Below are 21,957 nucleotides of genomic sequence, written 5' to 3' on the forward strand. Positions count from 1 at the left end.
GCTCGCCTTCTCCGGCACCAGCCCGCGCGCCCGTGCCCGTGCCTTGTTCGGCGCGCTGGAGGTATGGAATACCGAAGGCCACACCGGGGTGCTGCTATATATCAACCTGGCGGATCACGCGGTGGAGCTGCTGGCAGACCGCGGCATCGACGCCCGCGTCGCCCAGGAAACCTGGCGCGCCATCTGCAACGAACTCGCTAGCGGGCTGGCCCAGGAGCTGTCGGTCAAGCCCGTGCTGGCGGCGGTGGAGAAGATCCACCATCAACTGGCGCAGCATTTCCCCTCGGGCGACCGGCCCAATCCGAACGAACTCGATGACCGGCCAGTCATGCTGTAGCGCTGGCTGTGCGACGCGCCCCCAGCATGTACCACAGCGCGGCCAGCACCTGTAGCGCCACCAGCCCGCCCCACACGGTCAGGTGCGCCGCCTTGGGATAGCGGCCAGCATCGGCGGGCCAGAGATCCAGCGCCAGCCCGATGCCGACCTGGCAGGCAAAGGTGGACAGGAACACCGTCAAGGTCAGCGCGGTGGTGGCGCGCCCGATCAACGCGTCGGGGAAGCTGCGCGCCAGCACCGCGTAGGCCAGGATGCCGCTGGAGCCGAACACGCCGTAGGCTGCCCACAGCAGCGTCGGCGGCAGTGGCACGCCCGCCATGATCAGGCACTGGATCACGACGAAACCGCTCATGCCAACGCCCGCGAAGGTGTAGAGGCTCACGCCGGCACGCTCCAGGTGGCGCGCTGCCCAGCCTGCGCATACGCAGCCGCCCATCATGGCGAAGCCGATCACGGACACCAGGCGAGCGCCCTGCTCCGGCGCATAGCCGGCCACGTCGCGCAGGAAGGCCCCGACCCATAGCGTCTGCACCGCCAGGAAAACACCTTGGTTCAGCAGTGCCAGCGGCACCACGCGCAAGAAGCGCGCATTGCGAAAGACCTGCCACGTGCCGCGCAGTTGCTCGGCAAGGCGCTGCTTGCCGGCGCGGCTGGTGTCGGGGGCGCCGAGCCACAGCAACGCCGCCATGGCCAGCGTCAACCCGGCCAGCCCGTAGCTGACGGTGCGCCAGTCGGTCCACGACAGCACCCAGCCCAGCGGCGCGCCCACCAGGACGGCGCCCATCCCGCCGATCGCCATCACCACCCCGTTGAGCAAGGGCATGCGCGACAGCGGGAACCAGATCGACAGGGCCTGGATGGCGGCGCCCAGGCAAACCGACACGCCCACGCCGATCATCAGGCGCCCTGCCGCCAGCGCGGCCATGCTGGTCGCCGAGGCGAACACCAGGGCGCCAGCCACCGCCACCAGCAGCAACGCCGCCTCGGTGCGGCGCGGGCCAAAGCGGTCGAGCAGCAGGCCGGCCGGCAGCTGGGCGCAAGCAAAGCCAAGGAAGTAGAAGCTGGTCAGCAAACCCAGGTCAGCAGCGCCAAGCCCCATCTCGCGGATCAAATGCGGTGCGAAGCCCAGGTTGACGCCCCGGAAGATATAGGAAACCAGGAAACCAAGCGAAAAGATGCAAAGCACGCGCCAGCGCGCGGCGGCCGGGGCGGGATCGCCAGCCCGTGAGGCAGGAGACGGCGCCGGAGCGGCGCGTGTGGATACATTGGCGGAAGTCATGGCTGCATTGTCGTCAGTCGCCGCGCGCAACACCAACGAAAGATACCCGCCGCAATTGTGAGTAGAATTTGACGGTAATGACCTCCCGACACCCTAAAACCGTCAAGCCCGGCTTGGCCGGCCAGCCCAGCTTGCCCGCCGGGCCGGCTGAACCCGCCCCGCCGCCCGAGCCACCGCGCTCCCAGCGCGCGCCTCACCTGCCCGCGCTACAGGCGCTGCGCGCCCTGGAGGCCGCCGTGCGCCACCGCAGCTTCTCGCGCGCGGCGGAGGAGCTGGCCCTGACCCATAGCGCGATCAGCCACCATCTGCGCGCGCTGGAGGACAAGCTGGGCACCAAGCTGTTCCAGCGCACCGGCCACCTGATGATGCCCACCAATGTGGGCGCGCGGCTGGCCGAACGGATTCGCGACGGGCTGGCTGAACTGGAAGATGGCCTGCGGGAGGCCAGCAACGGTGGCGCCCCGCAGGTGGTGCGGCTGGAAGTCAGCGTCATGGCCGACCTGGCCAACGCGTGGCTGATCCGCCGCCTGCCGAGCCTGCACGCGGCCCTGCCGGGACTGGACCTGCACCTGCGGCTGCACGCCGAGATCACGCCGCCCGATCCGTATTCCGTGGATGTGGGCATCTGGCACCAGCGCGTCGACCTGCCCGGCTTTGCCTGCCACAACCTGATCGAGGACCATGTGATCGCGGTCGCCAGCCCCGCGCTGCTGGCGCGCTACCCTGGCTTCACGCTGGCGGACCTGCCGCGCCTGCCGATGCTGCGCTTCGCCCTGCGGCCGTGGCGCGACTGGCTGGAAAGCGCGGGCCTGCCCGGCACGGAGCCCGAGCGCGGGCCGATCTTCCAGGATGCGGGCATGATGCTGCAATCCGCGGTGGCGGGGCTCGGCGTGGCCACCGCGCGCCTGCAACTCGCCAGCGACTACCTTGCCAGCGGCGAACTGGTGCAGATCGGCACCACCCGCATCCCGTCCAGCCTGCACTACTGGGTGACCTGGCGCGAAGGCAATCCGCGCGAGAAGGCCATCCTGCGGTTCCATGGCTGGCTGCAAGGCCAGGTGGCGCCCGCCGCCCTGCGCGCGCCGCTTGATGCACAGCCCTCGGGCGCCTGAGCCCTAGCGGCCGGCCGCCCGCAGCGCCTCGATGCGCTCGCGCGTGAGCGGATGGGTCGAGAAGAAACTGTCGCCATCGTCGTTGTTGCCGCCCTCCTCCGCGGCGCGGCGGCTACGGCGCTCGCGCTTGGTCTCGCGCTCGCCGGTGGCGGCTGGCGCGCTGGCCGCGGTCTCGCCGTCGGCCTTGGCCGCTTGAACCTCCACCTGCCGGGTGTGGGCGTCTTCCAGCGCCTGCAAGACGTCGGCAAAGGCCGACACCGGCAAGTGGTTGCGCTGCATGACCTCCACCGCATACGCATCCGCCGCGCGCTCATGGTCGCGCGAGTAGCGCAGGGTCAGGATCGCGGCGGGCACGCCCGCCAGCACCGTCGAATAGTCGCCGAAGAAGTAGGCCGCCAGCGCACCCACCGCCGAGGCCTGGAGAATCTGCTGCAGGCCATGGCGCTCGGCCACGTGCCCGGCCTCGTGGGCCAGCACGCCCAGCAGGCCCGGGCCCGTGCCGGTCAGCTTGACGAGTTCATCGGTCACCACGATGGTGCCGCCCGGCAGGGCCAGCGCGTTAGGCCCAAGCCTGCCACCGTGGCGGAACAGGATCTTGTACTCGTGGCCCGGATCGGGCGGGCGCACCAGCGCGGCGAAGTCGGCGCGAATCCGTTGCTGCTCCGCCTGCGGCAGGGCTGATGGCATGAGCAGGCCATGATCGATGCTGGTGAGCGTGGCCTCGCCGAGGCGGGCTTCCAGCGCCGGCGGCACGCTGTGCGCCACCATGCCGGCGCCCCAGGGCAAGACATAGAAGTACCCCAGCAGCAGCGCCGCGGCCAGGCCCAGCACGGACAGCAATGCCAGCCGCCAGCTATTCTGCGCGCGCACCACCCAGCCCTCGCGGTAGCCACTCGCGCCCAGCAGCGCGGCAAAGCCGGCGTGGTCGGTGACCTCGCAGAAAGCGCCGTCGGCAAACGTGACCAGGCGCGGCGCGCGCTTGACCCGTTCGGAGACACGCAGCGCTGCCAGCGGCGCGCGGCGCAGCACCGTGCCATGGGCATCGCGCAGCGTCGCATCGCGCCCTTCGATGGACAACATCACGAGATGGGCGCGCGAAGAGCGGCCGTCGAAGTAAGTGGCGGCTACCGGGGCGGGGGCCGTGGCGTCTGGGAAATCCTGCATCAGGGCCTTGAAGTCGAAGTCAACGAAGCTTGCACGGCGATGGCTGTGGTCACAGCGCGATGTCGATGTCGTACCAGTCCACCGCGGCGTCGCCTAGCGCGCCCACCTGCTGCGTCTCGCCAGCCACGAAGGCATCCAGCGGCCCCGCCGCGAGCATGGTCATGCTCTCGATTCGGTAGCGCATCGAACGCACCCGCGCGAACGGCAGGAACAGGCCCAGCGTAAGCGCGTTGGCGATCATGTTGGTGACGAAGATAAAGAACAGGCGGCTTGCCTTGACCTCGCTGCGAAACGCGTGCGGCGCCAGCGTGGTGTGGTTCCACACCAGGTTCTGCAGCCGCGCCATGAAGAAGGGACCGACGGCCGTCATCGCCACAAAAAAACCGATGACGGCCATGATCGCCGCCACCACCGGCGCGCCCATGCCCGCCCCCATGCCAGCGCCGATCCCGGCGCCGATGCCTTTGCCCAGCATGCCGCCGTGCCAAAGCGGGTGTTGTCATGCTGGTACTGCTTGAAGCGCTGATGCGCGAGCGGCGCCAGCGCATAGAGGGTGAGCACCGTGAGCACCGGCCAGAGCAGGAACACCTTGTAGGCCTGGGCATCGCCCCCGGTGAAGGCGAAGCGCAGGCCGCGGTAGCTGGAGTTCGCCATGCGAAAGCGCAGGGAACGCACCAGCAGCAGCGGAAACACCACCGCCAGTGCCAGGCCCAGCGCCAATGCCAGGAACAGGGAAACATGGCTGGCCAGCTGGAACACCATCGCCAGGCCAAACACGATGGCGCGGCCCTTGAGGATGGCGGAGGCACGGCCGTGGTAATCGAAGCTCGCGCCGTCCAGCCGCGTGTTGCGGTAGAAGTACTGCATCGTGCGAACCTTGGCCCAGGCCGAGTAAATGCCCAGCGTGACAATGGTCAGCAAGGTATTGACGATCCAGATGCGGAAAAACTCGGAGCCCGAGCCGATGAACTCGAACCGCAGAGGACGCACCGTGGCGGCCGGCTGGTCGTATGCCGGCGCGTGGAACGCGTTGTTGTCTGGCTGCATCCTGCTTTCTCCCGTGAATTGTGCAAATTGGCGATGCGCCGGCTAACCGCGGTGCCCGCACGCCGCGCGACGATATCTCTTATCCCGGCATAGCGGCCAGCAATGTATCAGGAATGCAACCAAATCTATCGTATTCGCTGGGCAATGTAAGAAGTTCCCACCTCATCCAACTGGGCGAGAAAGAACCCGGGCCAATGTGAGTCCGGCAGCATTCACCCCCCTTGCCGGCTACGTCTTTTGGCGCCGGCGCACGCTTTCGGTGCACGCGTAGCCCTGCCGCACCTCTCGTCGCCAGGACCGTGCGTGCCAGGACGCACAAGCTGTTTGCCCTGGGAAGTATCACCGCTGCAACCATTCGAACGGTCGTGCGGCGACTGCTCCACCACCCGAATACGTCCTCGCGGATACCCTTTGGAAGGATCCAGGAAAAGGTAGCAAAAGGGAGCAAAGGACATTTTTCACACCCCTTTCGCCGCTTATGATGATCGGGGAGAAGATAACGCATCACTTTTCGCCGCGCCTGCTATGCTGCGGCGCACTCAGCCGCGCCGAAAGCAGTAACGACGAGGAAACACCTTGTTACAATAAACGCAAAATGTAACAAGTTGGCAAAGTGCATTCTTAATAAAATCAGTAGCTTAGAACCCATGGCACGTTCGTCGCTCTTGTCTTCGTTACAAAGAGCAGAGCGACCGAAAAGATAGCCGAAGTCAACAACAAATACGGTACGCCACGGATGCCAGCGACAAGGCGGTGCAAAACCACCAGCCGCGGCATCACGATAATCAGACTTGAACGGGGAGTGGAGCCGTAGCCGTGACAGGGCTTGCTTCGCGGGGAGGTTGAGCGCCGGGCCAGCGCAGTTTTCAGAATCCATGGCCCACGCCGCACACGGTAACAGCAACGCGCCGGTGCGGAGATCTAAACCCCCTTCGCAGTACTTTCAGGCGCGGGCCTGGTTCCAACGGGATGGCGGAACCGGCCCGCCGCACTATCTCGCGGCTTCGGAAGTTCAGAAAGGCTGCGGCTGGGCGACGTGCCGGTCGAACATTTGTGGCTTGGCCGCTCTGCATGCGCGCAGCAAGCCTATCGTCAGAGCCCACAATCCCACACCAGCCACGACATCCACCAGGTAGTGCCCCCCCTCCGTTGGCGTCGACAGAATCATGGCCAGGTTCAGCAGGCATGCGACCACGAACCCGGTGCGGGTCCAGCGCATCGTTTGCACAAAGATCAGCGCCATGGCGGTGTGATAGGACGGAATAGACACCAGCCCCTGCACGTGAGCGAGATCGAATACCGGCATCGCGCCGGCGCGTAATACGCTGAAGTGTGAAACGCTGGCCATCTCGGCGGCGCTTGCTACGCCGAACGAGACGTAGGCCCCGGCGGCTGGCCAAGGGGCCGCGATCAGCAACAGCAGCGTGCACGAGAGCATCATGTTGGACATGAACTCCCGCAAATATTCGGCCCGCCCCGCCAAACCGGTCAGCATGGGAACCAGGAGCAACTGAGCCAAGCCGCTGGCGTAAGCCAACTGCAGAAAAAGAGTCACTGCGGGCCGCGCCCTGACCCAGTTGTAGACCTGCGGCCAGTCAAAACCCAACAGCTTATCCAGCTCGGCCAGCCTGGCATCCACCAGAGGCGGGGCCAATGTGATCATCAAATAGGACAGCACGCTCATGACATTGGTGAAGGCCACCAGCAGAGCGCCGCATTGCGCCACTAGCGCCAGCCGCCGATAGTGCAATCCGCGCGAAGTTGCTGTCACGCGCGGCATGCCTGCGATCAAGCTGAGAATCAGCGCGATGGCGGCAAGCATCGCTACAGCCGTGCCGATGGCGACGACGCTGGCATGGGCCACGGAGCGCCCGCTTGCCGCGAGCCAGACCGAATCCAGAACCAGAAACCCGAGCACGAGCATCCATCTGATGGCATCGCCGCGCGTGAAGACCCTGTTGTCTATTCTCATTTTGCAGCCCCTCCCTGGATGCATCCAGCTGCGCGCCCCGCTCACTCGTCTTTGGCGAAGTACTGGATGCAAGATAGCTTAGTCGGGGTGCCTCCGGCATCGACTCTACGTGGGACTACCAAAGTACTAGGCGCCCAAGTACCGCACCCTGACTGTCGGCGATCTGGGGCAACACCGCCGAGGCGCCATGCCTTCGCAGCTCCGGGCCCGTTTTCACAAATGCAACCGATTCGCGCGATGTCGGCGATCTGTGTAAGGCATACGCAACTCATCCATCCTGATGAGTCGGGCCCGCGTTCTGGCTCGTGAAAAGTACGCCACGCGCTATCTTGTCCATCCTTTGGACTACGACTTTCGCCGTTATTGAGAATCCCTCGCACTTTCGTTCTCATCGAAACATGCCACTGCTGGTTCTACCTCCCCCCCGCACCAAGTACTGCCGGAGATACGCATTTTCAGAGATGAAACCATTTGCCCCCCTGCCGCCGGGATAGCGCTACCGCAAACCGTATGCCCGCAACGGGAAAGCGCACATCCGGGACGGCAGCGCTGGCTCGGAAATATGCCGCATACACCTCACTGGACAAGCGCAAGGCTCTAGAACTTCGCATTTCGCGAGCGAGGACATACTGAAGCACAAAATTCGCAGGACGACGCGCAGTAACAGGGAAGAAACATTCTGTTACACACTTGCGTCGGCAAGCAACGCGCTCATCACTGTCCCTGCTAGCGAAATCAATGACTTAGCAGCCCTGGCACGTTCGTCGCGATTATGCTTCGCAGAACATGTGATCGGACTAAAGCCGCAAGCCAGACCACAACAACCGGCACCGTCTTGCAAGCGCAAAGTCCGACGACAAGATGATAAGGAACCCGCAAGCCCAGGCGGGATCAGGGGAGGGGCTCAGGCGCAGGGCCGCGCCAGATAACTACACGGCCCAGGCAGGACAGGCATGCGAAAGCTTGCTTGCCCGATGATAGGCAGTTGCAGTCATTTCAGGCGCGGGTCGATCCGTAAATGGTCAGGATCGACCCGCGGCACCTGCGCAAGGCGCGATCCACAGTCCGTGACGCGCCGGATGCGGGTGCTCCGGCTGGCATTGCCCGTCGGTAGGGTTCCTGAAGTCAGGTGGGGATGGGAGGTCCGCCATGCGGGTCGGGTCCGGGGAGCTTGTCGGCATTGTGCCGACGTTCGATTTTCACCCTCGTTCGTGACAAGCTGGCATTCGTGCTTAGCCATGTGCGGTGATCGAGCCAGGCCCAATGTGGCCCGGGTCTCGCGCGCCATGCAACCGGCAAACTGAAGACCCTCCATTCCTGAAGCCGCGATGTGCCTGGATCGGGCATCGCCCTTCAAGAAGACCGCGAATTAGAACAAGTCCGGAACGGACACTAGCTCGCAACAAGAAGAAGAGATCGGGGGAGGGTTATATGACCGCGTACGTCAATCGTCCGCTGCTGTATCTGTCGCAGCATCACGACGCCATGCGTTGCAGGTTCCTGGCACAACAAGGCTGGAAGCTGATCTTCGCGTCAAACCAGCGAGAGCTCGATGCACTCGCCCAGGACACGCAGCCCATCAGCGGGCTCCTCGATATACACAGTGGCTTCAGCGACGCCGAACTCGAGTCGTTCGAGCCTTGGCTCGCTCAGCCGAACATGAGTTGGGTCGCCACTGTCACGAGCAAGGAAGCGCTCTCGAATTCAGCCCGCCGTTTGCTCGGGCTGCACTTCGTCACGCGGTCGGCATGGTGCAGTTGCGCCAGGAGGCCTCGCATCCACCGCCCCCGGCGAGCGGCATCGACGGCATGATCGGCAGTTGTGCTGCCATGCAAAGCCTGTTCCGCGGCATAGAGAAAGTCTCCAGATGGGATACGCCAGTGCTCATCGCAGGCGAATCGGGCACGGGCAAGGAGCTGGCCGCCCAGGCGATCCACCGCGCCTCCCGGCGCGCCGGGCAGCCCTTCGTGGCGGTTAACTGTGCGGCCATTCCCCCCACGCTGCTCATGTCAGAACTGTTCGGCTACGAGCGCGGCGCCTTCACCGGCGCCCTCAAGCGCAAGCCCGGGCGCATCGAGATGGCGCACGGGGGCACCCTCTTCCTCGACGAGATCGGAGATATGCCGCTCGAAAGCCAGGCCAGCCTGCTGCGCTTCCTGGAAACCGGCTGCATAGAAAGGCTGGGCAGCACCGAGTCGATCACGGTCGATGCGCGCATTGTGTCCGCCACGCACGTCGATCTCGACGCGGCAGTTGCGGCAGAACGCTTCCGCGGCGATCTCTATCACCGCCTGTGCGTGCTGCGCATCAAGCAGCCGCCGTTGCGCGAACGGGATGGCGATATCACGCTGCTGGCCGAGCATATCCTGAACAATCTCCGCTCGCATTCCCCGGACCATATCAAGGGCTTCTCGCCAGCAGCGCTGCGCGCTCTCAGTGCGCACGACTGGCCAGGGAACGTCCGCGAGCTGATCAACCGTACCCGGCATGCGGCAGCCATGTGCGAGAACGGTGTCATCACACCGTGCGACCTGGACCTGCAACCACCGCCCGAAACCCGCCCCCTGACACTGGCGGAAGTGCGCGAGGCGGCGGAGCTGAATGCCGTCAAGGAGGCCTTGCAGCGGCACCACGAACGGCTCATCGACGTGGCCGCGGAGCTAGGGATCTCGCGAGTCACACTGTTCCGGATGATGCGCGAGCACAGGCTTCAGGTGAGAAAAGGCGGGTTGGGCATGGTTTGCCTGCAAGGCTAGTCCAACGCCAGGAAGCGCGTCAGTACAGGAGTAGAACCATGTCGCCCAATGCCTATCTTGAAATGGCGCAAACCGAAGCCGCTCACTGGTGGTTCCGCGGCCGCCGGGATATCGTCGCGGCCACGATCAAGCGCCTGCGTTTGCCGACCGATGCGTCCATCCTGGAAGTGGGGGCCGGCACGGGCGGCAATCTCGCCATGCTTGCCCGTTTTGGCAAGGTGAGCGCGGTCGAAATGGATGCCACCGCGCGGCGAATCGCCGAACTGAAGACGGCAGGCCAATTCGATATCCGCGGCGGCAGGTGGCCTGACGATATCCCATTTTCCGCGCCGGGCTTCGACCTCGTCTGTTTTCTGGATTGCCTCGAGCATATCGCCGAGGATACGGCCTCGCTTGTGAGCGCACGGCGCATTCTGAAGCCGGGCGGCGCAGTGCTGATCACCGTGCCAGCCTATCCGTGGCTCTGGAGCAAACACGACGAATTCCTGCACCACCAGCGGCGTTACAGCCAGCAGGCGTTGCGCGCAACCGTCGGCGCAGCGGGCCTGGAGCTCGAGCGGATATCGCACTTCAACGCGCTGCTGTGCCCGTTCGCCATTGCCGCACGGCTCAAGGACCGGCTCAGCGGCAGCCCGGCCTCGACGGGCAGCGCGGTGCCCGCAGCCCCGCTCAATGCCCTGCTGCACCGGATATTCTCAGCGGAACGGCACTGGCTCTCGAAGTCCCCCCTGCCCTTCGGCATCTCCCTGCTGGCCGTTGCCCGGCTGCCGTGAGCGCACGAATCGCTCGCGCCGGCACAACCCGGCTCATGCGCTTCGCCTTGTCGGGTGTCGCAGCGACCCTGCTGCACGTGACAACGGCCTCGACACTCATCGCCTGGGACTTAGCCTCACCCATGCTGGCCAACGGTGTTGCCTTCATCACGGCAACGGGCTGCTCCTACCTGCTCAATACACTATGGAGCTTCTCGAGCCGGTTGCACCGCAAGAACCTCGCGCGTTTGAGAACCCCGCCAAAGAACAGCAGCACCGAAAGCAGTGAAGCATAGCCGGGTACCTCCACACCAAGCACAATCGTGCGCGCGATGATGAAGATGCCGTACCAGAAAGCGATGGTGGCAATCAGGAATCCCAGATACGTCCATACCCGCAACGGCAGCGTGCTGAAGCTGGTGATGCCCTCCAGGGCGAGATTCCACAAACGCCAGCCGGAGAACTTGGAATGCCCGGCATTGCGCGCCTCACGCTCGTAGGGCACGATCACGGTCCGATAGCCGACCCAGGCGAACAAGCCCTTCATGAATCTCCTGCGCTCCGGCAACTGCTTGAGCGCATTGACGACCACGCGGTCCATCAGCCGGAAATCGCCGACGTTCTCCGGCAGCTTCAGCTCCGACAAATAGTTATGCACCCGGTAGTAGGCCAGCGCCGCCGTGCGCTTGATGAACGAATCACACGAGCGACTTGCGCGTTGTGCGAGGACCACCTCGGCCCCCTCGCGCCAGCGCGCAACCAGGACGGGAATCAGGCTTGGCGGATCCTGCAGGTCCGCATCGATCGGAATGACCGCATCGCCAAGCGCCTCGTCGATCCCCGCGGTAAGCGCGGCTTCCTTGCCAAAATTCCGCGTCAGGTCGATCACCCGCACGCGCGCATCCCGCTGCGCGATCTCGAGCAGCTTTTCCAGCGTGCCGTCGTTGCTGCCATCATTGACGCAGACGATCTCGAACGAGGCCGCCTCGATCGATTCGAGCACTGGCACAACGGATTTGAAGAACCCTGGAATCGCATCGCGCTCGTTAAAAAACGGCACCACCAGAGAGATCTGCTTGCTATTGTTTTGATCGATCATGACCCACCTCCCCCCACCCGTGTTTCTTTGTTGTGGCACGGTTCCGCGTTCTGCGCTCGTTCCGTGCGGATTCGACGGACTACATGAAACAGCGTTGCCAGGATCGAAAGCGGCATGAACTGGAATCCGATCTCCTGGACAACAAGCAACCCGAGCAGTGGCGTGAGCCAAAGGACGAGTAGCAACTCCTTCTCCCAGCGCACCCACCCGCGCTCAATGGCATAGCCAGCAAGCCAGAGGATCACGAAACCGAGAAATGCCAGGTCGTAGTCGTAGAGATAAGGACTCAGCATCAGCGTGGCCGCCATCAAGGCGCTCGCCCGCAGCGGGAAACTGGCCGGCCTGCACCAGGCATAGATCACGACACCGGCGGCAATGCCCGCCACGATGGCGTGAACGCCATAGGAGAGCGCGAGATTGCCGCCGAGCAATCTCACCAAGGCAAACGCGGTCAGCATCCGGACGAGCTTGGCCTCGCCGCCCTCCACCGCGAGGCGCGCCATATCCGCATTGCCGAGGAATGAAAAAAGGTACTCCGTGCCGAACACCAAAACGCTCAAAGCCAGCAGCGTGACCGAAGAAACCATCATGGCTGCCAGCGCCTTCCAGGCGCGGGCACAAACCAGTGCAAGCGGGAACAGCAACGCCAGGTGCGGCTTGATGGTCAGGATTCCCATGACCAGCCCGGCAGCAACCGGGTGACGCCGCACCATCGTCAGCGAGAGCGCAGCCAGACCGGCGGTGAGCAAGGCATTTTGCCCCGTCGCGCACACCACGGCGATACCGGGGAAGGCCATGCCTGGCAGCCATGCGCCGCGCCATGAAGCAATGCGGCTCCCTGCCCACAGGTAGAGCGCGCCGGTCGTCCCGAGAAAGGCCCCATATGCAGCGCCAAATGAAAGCAGCGCCAGCGGGCTAACCAGCAGCAGGAAGCTAGGCGGGTATAGCCACGGAAGCGTGCCCCCGGCGGAGGCAAGGGCCGGCATCGCAGCGATCTCTACCAGCCGCAAGGTGGCATCATCGTAGGCACCCGTAGGGTTGCCGTTCATGGCAAGCTGTGCGGCGCTCCAGAAGGCGACGAAGTCACCGCCGAACAAGCTCGCATGGCCTTGGCTCGACAGACAGGCACGCCAGATCCAGATGGAGAAGAAGATAGCGTAGGCGAGGAGCGCCACGGCAGAATACAGGCGCACCCGCTCGGAGTTCAGCCAATGCTCGCGCGGCTCCTGCTCGCCATCGACTGCAGCAGCGGCTCTCATCATGCGCATGTCACGCTCCCTGCCACCTGGATTCCCACCCGCCGCAGGATCGCGCCGGCCACCAGGACCAGGATCACGGGACCGATCTGCGGGAGCTTCATGAAGGGATTGAGAAGTTCGTACAAGGGCAAGAACCACACGACTACCAGCAGTTGCTGCTCGCCGCGCAGCCATCCGCGCCTGAGGCAGTCGCTCACCATGCCAACAATGGCAAGCCCCATCCAGGTCAGTTCATAGCCATGAAGATATGGGGTCGTCAGCATGGTGGCCGTGGCGAGTATGGCGACGCGAAGTCCTGCGGGAGTCTGCCGCAACCAGACATAGAGCAGGCCACATATCGAAAACAAGGCAACCAGGCCCTGGGCGAGATAAGCCTGGGCAATGCTGCCCCCGGACAGACGCACCGCCGCAAACGCTGTCGGCGAAATGAGCCACCCCTGCGGGCTATGCTCGATCAGCTGCACCCGCGCCAGTTCGGCAGCGCCAAGGAAGGCCGGGATGGTCTCCCAGCCAAACGCCACCACGCTGGCGCCAAGCAACGCGAGTGCGGTCACGACCGCAGCGGCGAGGGCCTTCCATGCCTGTGCCGCGATCAAGGCAATGGGGAACAAGAGGCCGAGCTGCGGCTTGATACAGAGCAGGCCAATACAAATGCCGGCGAGCACCGGGCGCCTCTGCAGCCAGCACATCGAGAGTGCCGCTAAGCTGGCTGTCAGCATGGAATTCTGCCCCAGCAAGAGGGTCAGCAAAACCCCAGGAAACGCGACGATCGGCAGCCAATTCCCAGACCTCCAGCTCGTTGCGGAACCAAGCAACCTTAGCAGGGACGTTACATAGAGATACGTAGTGCCGGCTGAGAAGAGGAAATAGCTGACCGGGAATGGCAGCAGCGCCAATGGCAGTACAGCCAGCAGGAATGTCGGCGGATAGAGCCAGGGCATAAAGAAATCGCCGCCCGAGCCCTGCGAGCCGAACGCCGCCATCACCGGCGCCAGCGACTTAAACACATAGGCATCCTGCGCAGCCCCTTGCAGCGCTAGATAGGAAGCGCTCCAGAATACGGAAAAATCCACCCCGGGACGCGCCGCACGGCCGCTCATGAAGCCGTTGCTGGCCCATCCCCAAGCAACGACCAATAGACCGAAGAACACCAGCACGACAATGCTGTAGAAGCGAACCCGGTCGAGGCCGAGCGCGCCGGACCGCGGGGATTCCTTGCCTTCGCGCGTTCTGGCCCTCACAATTCGCTCCTGTTCTTGCCCTCGCCTTGGCGCTTTTCTCGTGCGTTGAAAAAGGCGCTACGCGATGCTGGTTTGCCTCTGGCTTCGACGCGCTATTTGCCGAGCATCTTTAGCTGCTTCCTGGCACGCGCTCTCAGTTTCTCTTCGGGTGCCGTGGTTTTAGTCTTGTCTGAATTCCAAGATTAAACAAGCGCGCCCGCTGCCCGAAAACACCGCGTTTTACGGCTTTCCAGGGCAATAAAAGTCCAACGTTTCAGCCTTGAATCACGAGCGAATAGCTGCCAGAGCCAGGCCTGGCGCCGAGGACGCGCCAGATCTCCCCAAGACGGGCTGCCATTTGACGTTTCTCGCCGGAAACATGCCACCTGGAGCCAGGGCCCAGCTTTTGCCTATGGTTTGGCATGCGGCTCCAGGACAGCTCCAAGCTGGATGCCGAAGAAGCAGAGGCAAGCAGCAAAGGCGCCGAAGCCCGAAGACGAATCAGCTAAATGAACATACGCCATGACCGCTGACCGACAACACGCCGTGCCCGCTGTCCATCTGGAGGCCGCAAGGACTATCTGGATGGACGGCACACCGAATCGCCTGCCAGGACTGCCCTCGCATACGCTAGTGAAGGGCATGCTGGACGGGATCCGGATTGCGGCCACGCTTAGCGCCGCCATCTCTCGGCTTTGTCGCGAACACAAGGGTGGCCAGTGGCCATTCCACGCCTTCGCAATCTGCGGCCCCCCTGCGCAACGAACAACCCTCGCCCGTAGTTGATTTTCATTGCATCAAGTTTTTTCCCAACACCGAAGGAGATTGTCATGAATGCCCTGATCAACAACATCAAGCGCTTCGCCAACGATGAAGATGGCGTCACCGCCATTGAGTACGGCCTGATCGCAGCGCTGATCGCCGTCGTGATCATTACTGCGGTCACGCTCGTCGGCACGCAGCTCGCCACCACCTTCAACAAGATCGGCAATTCGCTCTCGTCGGCCAACGGCTAAAGCGCCGCGGACGGGCCCTCCGGCCCGTCCGCGCCCCGGTTCGGCCAATGCGGAATTCACGATGGCATACGGTGGGAAAGATGGCCTCACAACACGAGCATCCTGCCCAATCCAATGATCCATGACGACACGGCGGACATCATGCCAAAGCTGATACGTATGTTCAGGGACCTGCATCTTGAGCAATCCGGGGTCACTTCCATCGAGTACGCGTTGCTGGGAATTCTGATCGCCGTTGCCATCCTCATCTCGGTCCAGGCAGTTGGCAGCAGTGTGTTGGAGCTTTACCAAACGATCGCTTCCGCGATCACGGCTTGAGCAGGAACGCCAGGCCCGAATAACGGGCCGGCACAGACATAACAAGAACGTAGAGGGAACATCATGCTAGCCCAGTCCGTCCTACCGCAATGCGTCGGTCCATTGGTGATCGTGCTGGTGCTGACCGCAGCAGCCATCGATGCGCAGCATCGTCGCATACCCAACTGGCTGACCTTCGGTGCGTGGCTGCTCGCGCTGCCTGTGCAGATCATCCTGCACGGCTGGGGCGCCGGAGCGCTGGCCTGGGCAAGTGGCTGGCTCACCGGGTTCGCCCTGTTCCTGCCCCTCTACCTTCTGCGCGGCATGGCTGCCGGCGACGTCAAGTTGATGGCCGCCGTGGGTGCCTGGCTGGGCGCGCCGATGGCGCTCGAGATCGCGCTGGCTACCTTCGTGGCCGGTGGGGTGTGGGCACTGGCACTGACATTGTGGCGTGGACGCCTTGGTCAGCTGCGCCGCAACCTTGCATTGATGCTGACGTCGTTCGGTCGGGTCAGGCCTGCGCTCAGCCAGGACGGCGGCGCCAGCACCGAACCGTCATGGTCGGTTGGGTCGCTGCCCTACGGCGTGGCCATTGCCGCCGGCACGCTCGGGGTGCTGTTCGCCTCCGTGTGACGACAGCCATTTGCCATGCGTCATCCGAACAAGAAACCGGACCAGACACTGAAATTGGACTTGCAAGGCTGCACCAGCCAATAAACGGGGGGAGCAATGATCGAACACAATACATCGGGAACTGCCCAGCGGGCGCCCACGCCAGGCTTGGCTGCCGACAACCCGGACGATGCCGGGCGCGAGCAGGTGCATCCGTGGCATCCCGCGCCCAGGACGGTCGCCGACACCGGCATCGACGTCACACTGCTGGTGGGACTATTGATGAAGGCGGCCTACCTGCATCGCAGCGCCATGCTCACCCAGCTGGCCGATACCCTCAAGTTGCCCGCCACGGTGACCAACGAGATCGCCAGCATCGCGGTGCGAGAGCGCATGCTGGAGGTGGCGCACCGCGGCGCAAGCGACCTTGACGTACGCTTCCGCCTGACCGATGCGGGGTATGCCAGGGCCGCCGAACTGGTTGCGCGCAGCAGCTATGTCGGCGCGGCACCGGTCACCCTCGACGCGTATCTCGCCGCCGTGCAGCGTCACTCCGTGCGCCAGGCATCGGTATCCAGGGAAGATATGACTGCTGCCTTCGGCGACCTGGTCATCCCCGCGCAGCTGCTCGACGAGGTGGGCATGGCGGTCAATACCGGCCGGGCGCTGATGCTGTATGGCCCCGCCGGCAGCGGCAAGACTTACCTGGCACAGCGCCTTGGCAAGCTCCTGCCAGGTGCGGTGCCGGTACCGCACGCGATTACTGTCGCCGGCGAGATCATCCAGGTCTTCGACCCGCTCGTGCATGTCCCGTTCGATGCCTCCGATGCGCCGCTGCAGCAGCGCTCGGCGGATCGCCGCTGGACGATCTGCCACCGCCCCGCCGTCTTGTCGGGCGGCGAGTTGACCCTGTCCATGCTGGACCTGCGCTACGACGCCATGGCGGGCTTCTACCAGGCGCCACCGCATATGAAAGCCAACAATGGCATCTACATCGTCGATGACCTTGGGCGCCAACTGGTAGGCGTGAGCGAATTGCTCAACCGCTGGATTGTGCCCCTGGACCGCGGCGTCGACATGTTCTCGCTGCAGACCGGTGTGCGATTCGCCGTGCCGTTCGATGTGTGGCCGGTGTTCTCGACCAACCTGGATCCCCAGCAACTGGGCGATGAGGCATTCCTGCGGCGGCTCGGCAGCAAGCTCTTCATCGGCCCCTTGTCGAGCGACGATTACCGCGAGGTGTACCTGCGCGCCACCAGCGACGTCGGGCTGGAAAGCACGGAAGCGGCATTCGACTTCCTGCTGGAGGGGTTGCACTTCCCCAGCAGGACACCACTCCTGGCCTGCATTCCACGTGACCTGCTTGTGCTGGTGGCGTCCAGCGTGCTCTACCACCGCGGTCCGCCACAGGTGACGCCGGACGCGCTGCGTGGCGCCTGGAGATGCTACTTCGGTGCGCATGCGGTACCCGAATCCACGCGTCCCTCCGGCACGGGGGTCGCATGGCAGGCCGCGCTTCAGGCCGCCAGCTGAGTGCCGGCATGCTGTCTAACGAACAACGCTAAGGGGAGTCATCATGAAAAACGCTCGAGCAATGCTGATGCTGTTCATCGCCCTGGTCGCGGGGGTCGCGGCAGTCGTCTCCGCCTCGCGATGGCTGGTGCAGCAATCTTCCAGCTCTCTCAAACAGGTCGTGGTAGCAACCAGCGACCTGAATCTCGGACAACCGCTGACCAATGCGCAGCTGAGCATGGTGAGTTGGCCAGCGGGAAGCGTGCCGCCTGGCGCATTTGAGGATCTCAAAGCCCTGGAGGGGCGCGTGGTTCGCACCAGTGTCCAACGCGGAGAGCCGATTCTCGACGCGAAGCTCGCTCCGCTGGGCACCAAAGGAGGACTCTCGGCCGTGATTGGCCAGGGCAGGCGCGCCATCACCGTGCGCGTCAATGATGTGGTCGGGGTGGCGGGCTTTGCCCTGCCAGGCAATCACGTCGACGTGATTGTCAACACCAACGAGACCGAGGCCAAGGGCGCGGGCAACGGCAGCATCTCCAAGATCGTGCTGGAAAAGATCCTGGTGCTGGCGGTAGCCCAGCAAGTCAGCCGCGACGACACCCAACCGAAAGTCGTCAATGCCGTCACGCTCGAGGTCACGCCCGAACAGGCGGAGAAGCTCGACGTCGCCCGCAGCGTGGGCACCCTGTCGCTCGTCCTGCGCAACCAGGTCGACGTGGCCGCGGTCAGCACCGGCGGCGCCACCAAAATCACATTGCTCGGCACGCCACCGACGGAACAGCCCGTCAAGGTGGTCACGGTCAATGCCCCGCGCGCGCCAGCAAGACCGCGTCCGCTCGCAGTGACACCGGCCAGGCCGGGCCATTGCATCGGTGTGCTGGCCGGTGTCCAGGGCAGTGTTGAGTGTTTCTGATGGCCAGGGTGGCCACCCAGCAAGATTCTATTTGGCAACTCCAGGCGTGATGTACAGCCTCTCCGGGGGGAGATACGAAATGAACAACGTCAATACGGAAGTCCTGAGTGGCGCCCGAGCTATTGCGCTCGCAAGCGTCGCGGGTGCAATCCTGTGCGTACCGTTGGGTGCGGCTGCCCAGGTGGCGGTCGAAGCCGGCGCCATCGCCAAATCGACCACTGCGGCGCCAGCCAAGGCGGCCATGGGCGCGCCTGCCGGCGGCCCGGTGCAGATGACCATCAGCATGGCGCCCGCGCCTGCTGCCGCTGTCCCCGCGGACAGTCGTGGGCCGAATTGCACTGGCGCGATCCGCAACGAGAGCAATATCATCGTGCCGGTCGGCAAGTCCTCGCTGATTCCCCTGCCGGAGCCGGTACGCAACCGCACGCTCGGCAACCCCAATGTGGTCCAGGCCACCATGGTGTCGCCGCAAACCCTGTATGTGCTCGGACGCAGCGTCGGCACCACCAACATGATCGTGCAAGGTCGCAGTGGCGGCTGCAGCATCATCAACGTGGTGGTCAACGCAGATGCCGGCGGGCTCCAGACCTCGCTGACGCAACTGATGCCCGGCGAATCACAGATTCGCGTGCTGACGGCCGCTGACAACCTGGTGCTCTCCGGCAGCGTCTCGAACGCACAGGCCGCGCAACAGGCCATGGAGATCGCCTATGCGTACGCGGCGGCGGCGCAGGGCGAGGGCAACAAGAAAGGCGGCGTCCTCAACATGCTGTCTGTTGACACGCCGCAGCAGGTCATGCTTGAGGTCAAGGTGGCCGAAGTATCGAAGACCTTGCTGAACCAACTCGGTTCGGCGGTCAACCTCCAGGGCGGCTTCGGCTCTTGGAGCGGTGGCCTGGTGACCTCGCTGCTGAGCGGCGCGTCGGGAGCCATCTTCGCCAACAAGGCGAACAACCGGCCCTTCAACGTGTCCGTCGATGCGCAGAAGAATGACAGTCTGGTGAAGATCCTGGCCGAGCCGAACCTGGTCACCATCAGCGGCCAGGAAGCGAGCTTCCTCGCTGGCGGCAAGATCTATATTCCGGTGGCGCAAAGCAATGCCCTCGGTGGTGCATCCACGATCACCCTGCAACAGGAGGAGTTTGGCGTTGGCCTGAAGTTCACGCCGACCGTACTGGCAAACGGGCGCATCAATCTCAGGGTGGCCCCCGAGGTCTCCGAACTCTCGCCCACCGGCGCCACGGTCAGCGGGAGCAGCCTGACAGGCCAGACCATCCTGCCTTTGATCACCACCCGCCGCGCTTCCACCACCGTGCAGATGCGGGACGGAGAGAGCTTTGCCATTGGCGGCCTGCTGCAAAACAGCGCGCGTGGCTCGCTGAAGGCATTGCCGGGCGCTGGCGAAGTTCCCGTGCTGGGCACGCTGTTTCGCAGCACGTCTTTCCAGCAGGACCTGACCGAACTGGTGTTCATCATCACCCCGCACCTGGTCCAACCCATGCAGAGCGCATCCTATCCGCTGCCAACCGACAGCTTCTCGACACCGAACCCGCTAGCGCTCTACCTGATGGGCAATATGGAAGGCTCCGGCAAGAAGACTGACGCACCGAGCCCGACGCCCTCGCAACCTGTCCCGGCAGCGCCCGCGCCGGCAGCGGTCCCGGCTGCGCCCGCCCAGCAGGCACCAAAGGCTCCGCTGAGCATGGTTCCGGCAGCCAAGCCGCTGGATGACGCACCCGTCATCTCCCCGCCCACGCCCCTGGCGAGAGCCGCGGGTGTTCCGCCGGCAGACGCGGCCGCCATGCGCATCGCGCGCATCGAAGCCACCGCGGCACGGCTGGCGCAGGCGCGCGCCGCTACCGGCGCCAGCCCCACCGGCCTGGCGCCGGACAAAGCCCGCTCGGCCGAAACACCGAGTGCCAACTGAGCTGCCGAAGCGTCCGTCCACGAGGAGAACCACCATGAACAAGAACCTGAAGTACGCGCGCCGCGCCGCCGTCACGCTGGCAGTGCTTGGCAATCTGACCCTGTCTGCCTGCATGACATCGACGCCAAACTGGGACAAGCATTTTGGCGAGGCCGTTACCACCGTGACGCGGTCCCAGATCATCAACCCCGACGCGCCCGCGGGACTGCCATCGGTGAGCGGCACCGATGGCAAGACCGCCGTGGCCGCGATGACCAACTACGAGCGCTCGCTGATTCGCCTGCGCCCCGCCGGCACAGGTGCTGCAGGTGGCATGGATTTCGGCGCCGGCGGCTACGGCGGCATCGGCATGGCGGGCGGCGCGGGCACGCGCTGAAATCGGTCTGCTTGGGGAGAATCATCATGTCCAAATCAACGCTTCGCAGGACCGCGCTGCCGAGCCATCGCGCCCGGCAGCGCGGGGCGGTAGCGATCATCGTTGCGATCGCGCTGGTCATGCTGGTCGGCTTCCTCGGCCTGGCACTCGACCTGGGCAAGCTCTATGTCGCCAAGAGCGAGCTGCAGAACGGCGCGGATGCCTGCGCGCTGGCTGCCGCTCGCGACCTGACGGGAGCGACGCCGCTCACCGTCTCGGAAGCGGCGGGCATCACCGCCGGCTTACGTAACATGGCATTGTTCCAGAGCGAGTCGGTACAGCTGGTCGCCGACCAAAGCGTGACATACAGCGACGCATTGGCCGACCCCTTCCTGGACAAGAACAGCGTCAGTTATCCGCTGCCCACCATCAAATACGTCAAATGCTCGGTCAGCCGCGCCGGCATTGCCAACTGGTTCGCCCAGGTGCTCAACTTCCTGCCGGGTGCCAGTATCGGGCCCGCAACCGTCGCCTCGTTCGCGGTGGCGACCACCGGCTCGGCACAGACGACCTGCGCCATCCCAGTCTTCGTCTGCAAACCCAGCACGATCAGCCCGCCGCAGCCCGCCTACACCGTCGGGCAGTGGCTGGTGACCAAGCTCGACGCCAGCAACAACGGCACCTACGGGGCGGGCCGACCTGGGCGGAGGCAACAGCGCCAGCCAGATTGCGAAACAACTGGACGGCGCGGGACAGTGCAACCTGCCTGCCCAAGGGACATTGATTGGATCTGCCGGCAACAAGGCATCGCTGGCGGATGACTGGAACAGCCGCTTTGGCATCGTCAAAGGCTCGAAAGTGCTAGGCGTGACCGACTTTACGGGATTCACATACAACGACAAGACCTGGACCGCAAAGAACAGCGCTTACGACGGCAGCTCCGTGGATACATCGGGCAATACGCAACCGAACTTCCTCGCCGCACGCAAGGCCTATCGCGCCTATCAGGGCGACTCCGTTACCGGACTGAGCACACAGGGCAATGCCGCCCCCACCGCTTCGTACCAGAGCGGCGCGGACCGTCGCCTCGTGCTCGCGCCGATTGTGGACTGCTCCGGCTTCGCCAACCCCGGTAACCATAGCGCGCCAGTACAAAGCTGGGCCTGCCTGCTGATGATCGAGCCCATGCAAACCGGCGGAAACATCGACTCCGTTCGGCTCGAGTACCGGGGCGACTCCAGCGCGCCCGGTAGCCCCTGCGCGACGCAAGGCATCCCCGGCGCAACGACTGGCGTAGGACCGCTAGTGCCGGTTCTCGTGCAATAGGA

Annotated in this window: 18 protein-coding genes and 3 pseudogenes; 13 read left to right on the top strand and 8 right to left on the bottom strand. The window is 64.3% G+C overall.

Features of this window, described 5'->3' with window-relative positions; translation table 11 throughout:
• Positions 1-337 (top strand): TPM domain-containing protein (locus tag OR16_RS22305; protein ID WP_006160210.1); only part of this gene is annotated, 337 nt, incomplete at its 5' end.
• On the opposite strand, the gene OR16_RS22310 is transcribed toward OR16_RS22305, so the two are convergent.
• The gene (locus tag OR16_RS22310) at positions 327-1,616 is read right to left on the bottom strand and encodes an MFS transporter (RefSeq protein ID WP_043420662.1); all 1,290 of its coding nucleotides are present in this window, start codon (positions 1,614-1,616) and stop codon (positions 327-329) included. The genes OR16_RS22305 and OR16_RS22310 overlap by 11 nt on opposite strands.
• 77 nt (positions 1,617-1,693) lie before the next feature.
• Here OR16_RS22310 and OR16_RS22315 point away from each other — a divergent pair, with 77 nt between their 5' ends.
• Entirely contained in the window at positions 1,694-2,728 is a 1,035-nt protein-coding gene (locus OR16_RS22315; protein ID WP_081488851.1) for a LysR substrate-binding domain-containing protein, read from the top strand.
• A gap of 3 nt (positions 2,729-2,731) precedes the next feature.
• Here the strand turns inward: OR16_RS22315 and OR16_RS22320 are convergent, their stop codons facing one another.
• The 4 genes and pseudogenes from OR16_RS22320 to OR16_RS22330 form a co-directional block, all read right to left on the bottom strand.
• A complete protein-coding gene (locus OR16_RS22320; RefSeq protein ID WP_006160213.1) occupies positions 2,732-3,892 on the bottom strand; it encodes a M48 family metallopeptidase in 1,161 nt (386 codons plus the stop codon).
• 49 nt (positions 3,893-3,941) lie between these two features.
• Positions 3,942-4,939, bottom strand: a pseudogene (locus tag OR16_RS22325) (YjgN family protein).
• 523 nt (positions 4,940-5,462) lie between these two features.
• Complete coding sequence (locus OR16_RS43615; protein WP_141639901.1) at positions 5,463-5,816, bottom strand: hypothetical protein; 354 nt, start codon at positions 5,814-5,816, stop codon at positions 5,463-5,465.
• Between the two features lie 135 nt (positions 5,817-5,951).
• Positions 5,952-6,911 carry a phosphatase PAP2 family protein gene (locus tag OR16_RS22330; protein WP_006160214.1) on the bottom strand — a complete coding sequence of 320 codons (960 nt, stop codon included), beginning with the start codon at positions 6,909-6,911 and terminating at the stop codon, positions 5,952-5,954.
• 1,431 nt (positions 6,912-8,342) lie between these two features.
• On the opposite strand from OR16_RS22330, the pseudogene OR16_RS22335 reads away from it, so the two are divergent.
• The 3 genes and pseudogenes from OR16_RS22335 to OR16_RS41640 all read left to right on the top strand — a co-directional run bounded on the left by OR16_RS22335 (position 8,343) and on the right by OR16_RS41640 (position 10,715).
• A pseudogene (locus OR16_RS22335) lies at positions 8,343-9,667 on the top strand (sigma-54 interaction domain-containing protein).
• Between the two features lie 38 nt (positions 9,668-9,705).
• A complete protein-coding gene (locus OR16_RS22340) occupies positions 9,706-10,440 on the top strand; it encodes a class I SAM-dependent methyltransferase (protein WP_006160215.1) in 735 nt (244 codons plus the stop codon).
• A gap of 35 nt (positions 10,441-10,475) precedes the next feature.
• Entirely contained in the window at positions 10,476-10,715 is a 240-nt protein-coding gene (locus OR16_RS41640) for a GtrA family protein (protein WP_081488852.1), read from the top strand.
• Here OR16_RS41640 and OR16_RS22345 read toward each other — a convergent pair.
• Genes OR16_RS22345 through OR16_RS22355 form a run of 3 tightly spaced genes read right to left on the bottom strand, consistent with a single transcriptional unit; the run spans position 10,607 to position 14,018 of the window.
• Entirely contained in the window at positions 10,607-11,518 is a 912-nt protein-coding gene (locus tag OR16_RS22345; protein ID WP_006160216.1) for a glycosyltransferase family 2 protein, read from the bottom strand. The genes OR16_RS41640 and OR16_RS22345 overlap by 109 nt on opposite strands.
• Positions 11,515-12,786 carry a glycosyltransferase family 87 protein gene (locus tag OR16_RS22350; protein WP_006160217.1) on the bottom strand — a complete coding sequence of 424 codons (1,272 nt, stop codon included), beginning with the start codon at positions 12,784-12,786 and terminating at the stop codon, positions 11,515-11,517. The genes OR16_RS22345 and OR16_RS22350 overlap by 4 nt, the downstream gene beginning before the upstream one ends.
• Positions 12,777-14,018: a glycosyltransferase family 87 protein gene (locus OR16_RS22355; RefSeq protein WP_006160218.1), complete on the bottom strand. Its 1,242-nt coding sequence runs from the start codon at positions 14,016-14,018 to the stop codon at positions 12,777-12,779. Before OR16_RS22355 ends, OR16_RS22350 begins: the two co-directional genes overlap by 10 nt.
• 809 nt (positions 14,019-14,827) lie before the next feature.
• Between OR16_RS22355 and OR16_RS22360 the strand changes: the two genes are divergently transcribed.
• From OR16_RS22360 to OR16_RS22395, 8 genes and pseudogenes are all read left to right on the top strand, one after another.
• On the top strand, positions 14,828-15,013 hold the full coding sequence (locus OR16_RS22360; RefSeq protein ID WP_006160219.1) for a Flp family type IVb pilin: 186 nt from the start codon (positions 14,828-14,830) through the stop codon (positions 15,011-15,013).
• Between the two features lie 114 nt (positions 15,014-15,127).
• Positions 15,128-15,331, top strand: coding sequence for a Flp family type IVb pilin (locus tag OR16_RS22365; RefSeq protein ID WP_006160220.1), 204 nt, complete (start codon positions 15,128-15,130; stop codon positions 15,329-15,331).
• Positions 15,332-15,394: 63 nt separating this feature from the next.
• Positions 15,395-15,943 carry an A24 family peptidase gene (locus tag OR16_RS22370; protein WP_043420666.1) on the top strand — a complete coding sequence of 183 codons (549 nt, stop codon included), beginning with the start codon at positions 15,395-15,397 and terminating at the stop codon, positions 15,941-15,943.
• Between the two features lie 96 nt (positions 15,944-16,039).
• On the top strand, positions 16,040-17,455 hold the full coding sequence (locus OR16_RS22375) for an ATP-binding protein (RefSeq protein ID WP_043420668.1): 1,416 nt from the start codon (positions 16,040-16,042) through the stop codon (positions 17,453-17,455).
• 43 nt (positions 17,456-17,498) lie between these two features.
• Complete coding sequence (cpaB, locus tag OR16_RS22380) at positions 17,499-18,347, top strand: Flp pilus assembly protein CpaB (protein WP_006160223.1); 849 nt, start codon at positions 17,499-17,501, stop codon at positions 18,345-18,347.
• A 79-nt stretch (positions 18,348-18,426) separates the two neighbouring features.
• Positions 18,427-20,274 (top strand): type II and III secretion system protein family protein, encoded by a 1,848-nt coding sequence (locus tag OR16_RS22385; protein WP_006160224.1) that lies wholly within the window; start codon positions 18,427-18,429, stop codon positions 20,272-20,274.
• A gap of 34 nt (positions 20,275-20,308) precedes the next feature.
• Complete coding sequence (locus tag OR16_RS22390) at positions 20,309-20,650, top strand: hypothetical protein (protein WP_006160225.1); 342 nt, start codon at positions 20,309-20,311, stop codon at positions 20,648-20,650.
• A gap of 26 nt (positions 20,651-20,676) precedes the next feature.
• Positions 20,677-21,955: pseudogene (locus OR16_RS22395) on the top strand (pilus assembly protein TadG-related protein).
• The last annotated feature ends 2 nt before the right edge of the window (positions 21,956-21,957 follow it).

Source organism: Cupriavidus basilensis OR16, assembly GCF_000243095.1.
Taxonomy (GTDB): domain Bacteria; phylum Pseudomonadota; class Gammaproteobacteria; order Burkholderiales; family Burkholderiaceae; genus Cupriavidus; species Cupriavidus basilensis_D.

Bases quoted from the DNA above. Each gene is read 5' to 3' on its own strand.
- OR16_RS22370 (WP_043420666.1), top strand. From the start codon at position 15,395: ATGCTAGCCCAGTCCGTCCTACCGCAATGCGTCGGTCCATTGGTGATC.
- OR16_RS22320 (WP_006160213.1), bottom strand. From the start codon at position 3,892: ATGCAGGATTTCCCAGACGCCACGGCCCCCGCCCCGGTAGCCGCCACT.
- OR16_RS22350 (WP_006160217.1), bottom strand. From the start codon at position 12,786: ATGCGCATGATGAGAGCCGCTGCTGCAGTCGATGGCGAGCAGGAGCCG.
- OR16_RS43615 (WP_141639901.1), bottom strand. From the start codon at position 5,816: ATGGATTCTGAAAACTGCGCTGGCCCGGCGCTCAACCTCCCCGCGAAG.
- OR16_RS22385 (WP_006160224.1), top strand. From the start codon at position 18,427: ATGAACAACGTCAATACGGAAGTCCTGAGTGGCGCCCGAGCTATTGCG.
- OR16_RS22345 (WP_006160216.1), bottom strand. From the start codon at position 11,518: ATGATCGATCAAAACAATAGCAAGCAGATCTCTCTGGTGGTGCCGTTT.
- OR16_RS22375 (WP_043420668.1), top strand. From the start codon at position 16,040: ATGATCGAACACAATACATCGGGAACTGCCCAGCGGGCGCCCACGCCA.
- OR16_RS22315 (WP_081488851.1), top strand. From the start codon at position 1,694: ATGACCTCCCGACACCCTAAAACCGTCAAGCCCGGCTTGGCCGGCCAG.
- OR16_RS41640 (WP_081488852.1), top strand. From the start codon at position 10,476: ATGCGCTTCGCCTTGTCGGGTGTCGCAGCGACCCTGCTGCACGTGACA.
- OR16_RS22360 (WP_006160219.1), top strand. From the start codon at position 14,828: ATGAATGCCCTGATCAACAACATCAAGCGCTTCGCCAACGATGAAGAT.
- OR16_RS22390 (WP_006160225.1), top strand. From the start codon at position 20,309: ATGAACAAGAACCTGAAGTACGCGCGCCGCGCCGCCGTCACGCTGGCA.
- OR16_RS22330 (WP_006160214.1), bottom strand. From the start codon at position 6,911: ATGAGAATAGACAACAGGGTCTTCACGCGCGGCGATGCCATCAGATGG.
- OR16_RS22310 (WP_043420662.1), bottom strand. From the start codon at position 1,616: ATGACTTCCGCCAATGTATCCACACGCGCCGCTCCGGCGCCGTCTCCT.
- OR16_RS22340 (WP_006160215.1), top strand. From the start codon at position 9,706: ATGTCGCCCAATGCCTATCTTGAAATGGCGCAAACCGAAGCCGCTCAC.
- OR16_RS22365 (WP_006160220.1), top strand. From the start codon at position 15,128: ATGATCCATGACGACACGGCGGACATCATGCCAAAGCTGATACGTATG.
- cpaB (WP_006160223.1), top strand. From the start codon at position 17,499: ATGAAAAACGCTCGAGCAATGCTGATGCTGTTCATCGCCCTGGTCGCG.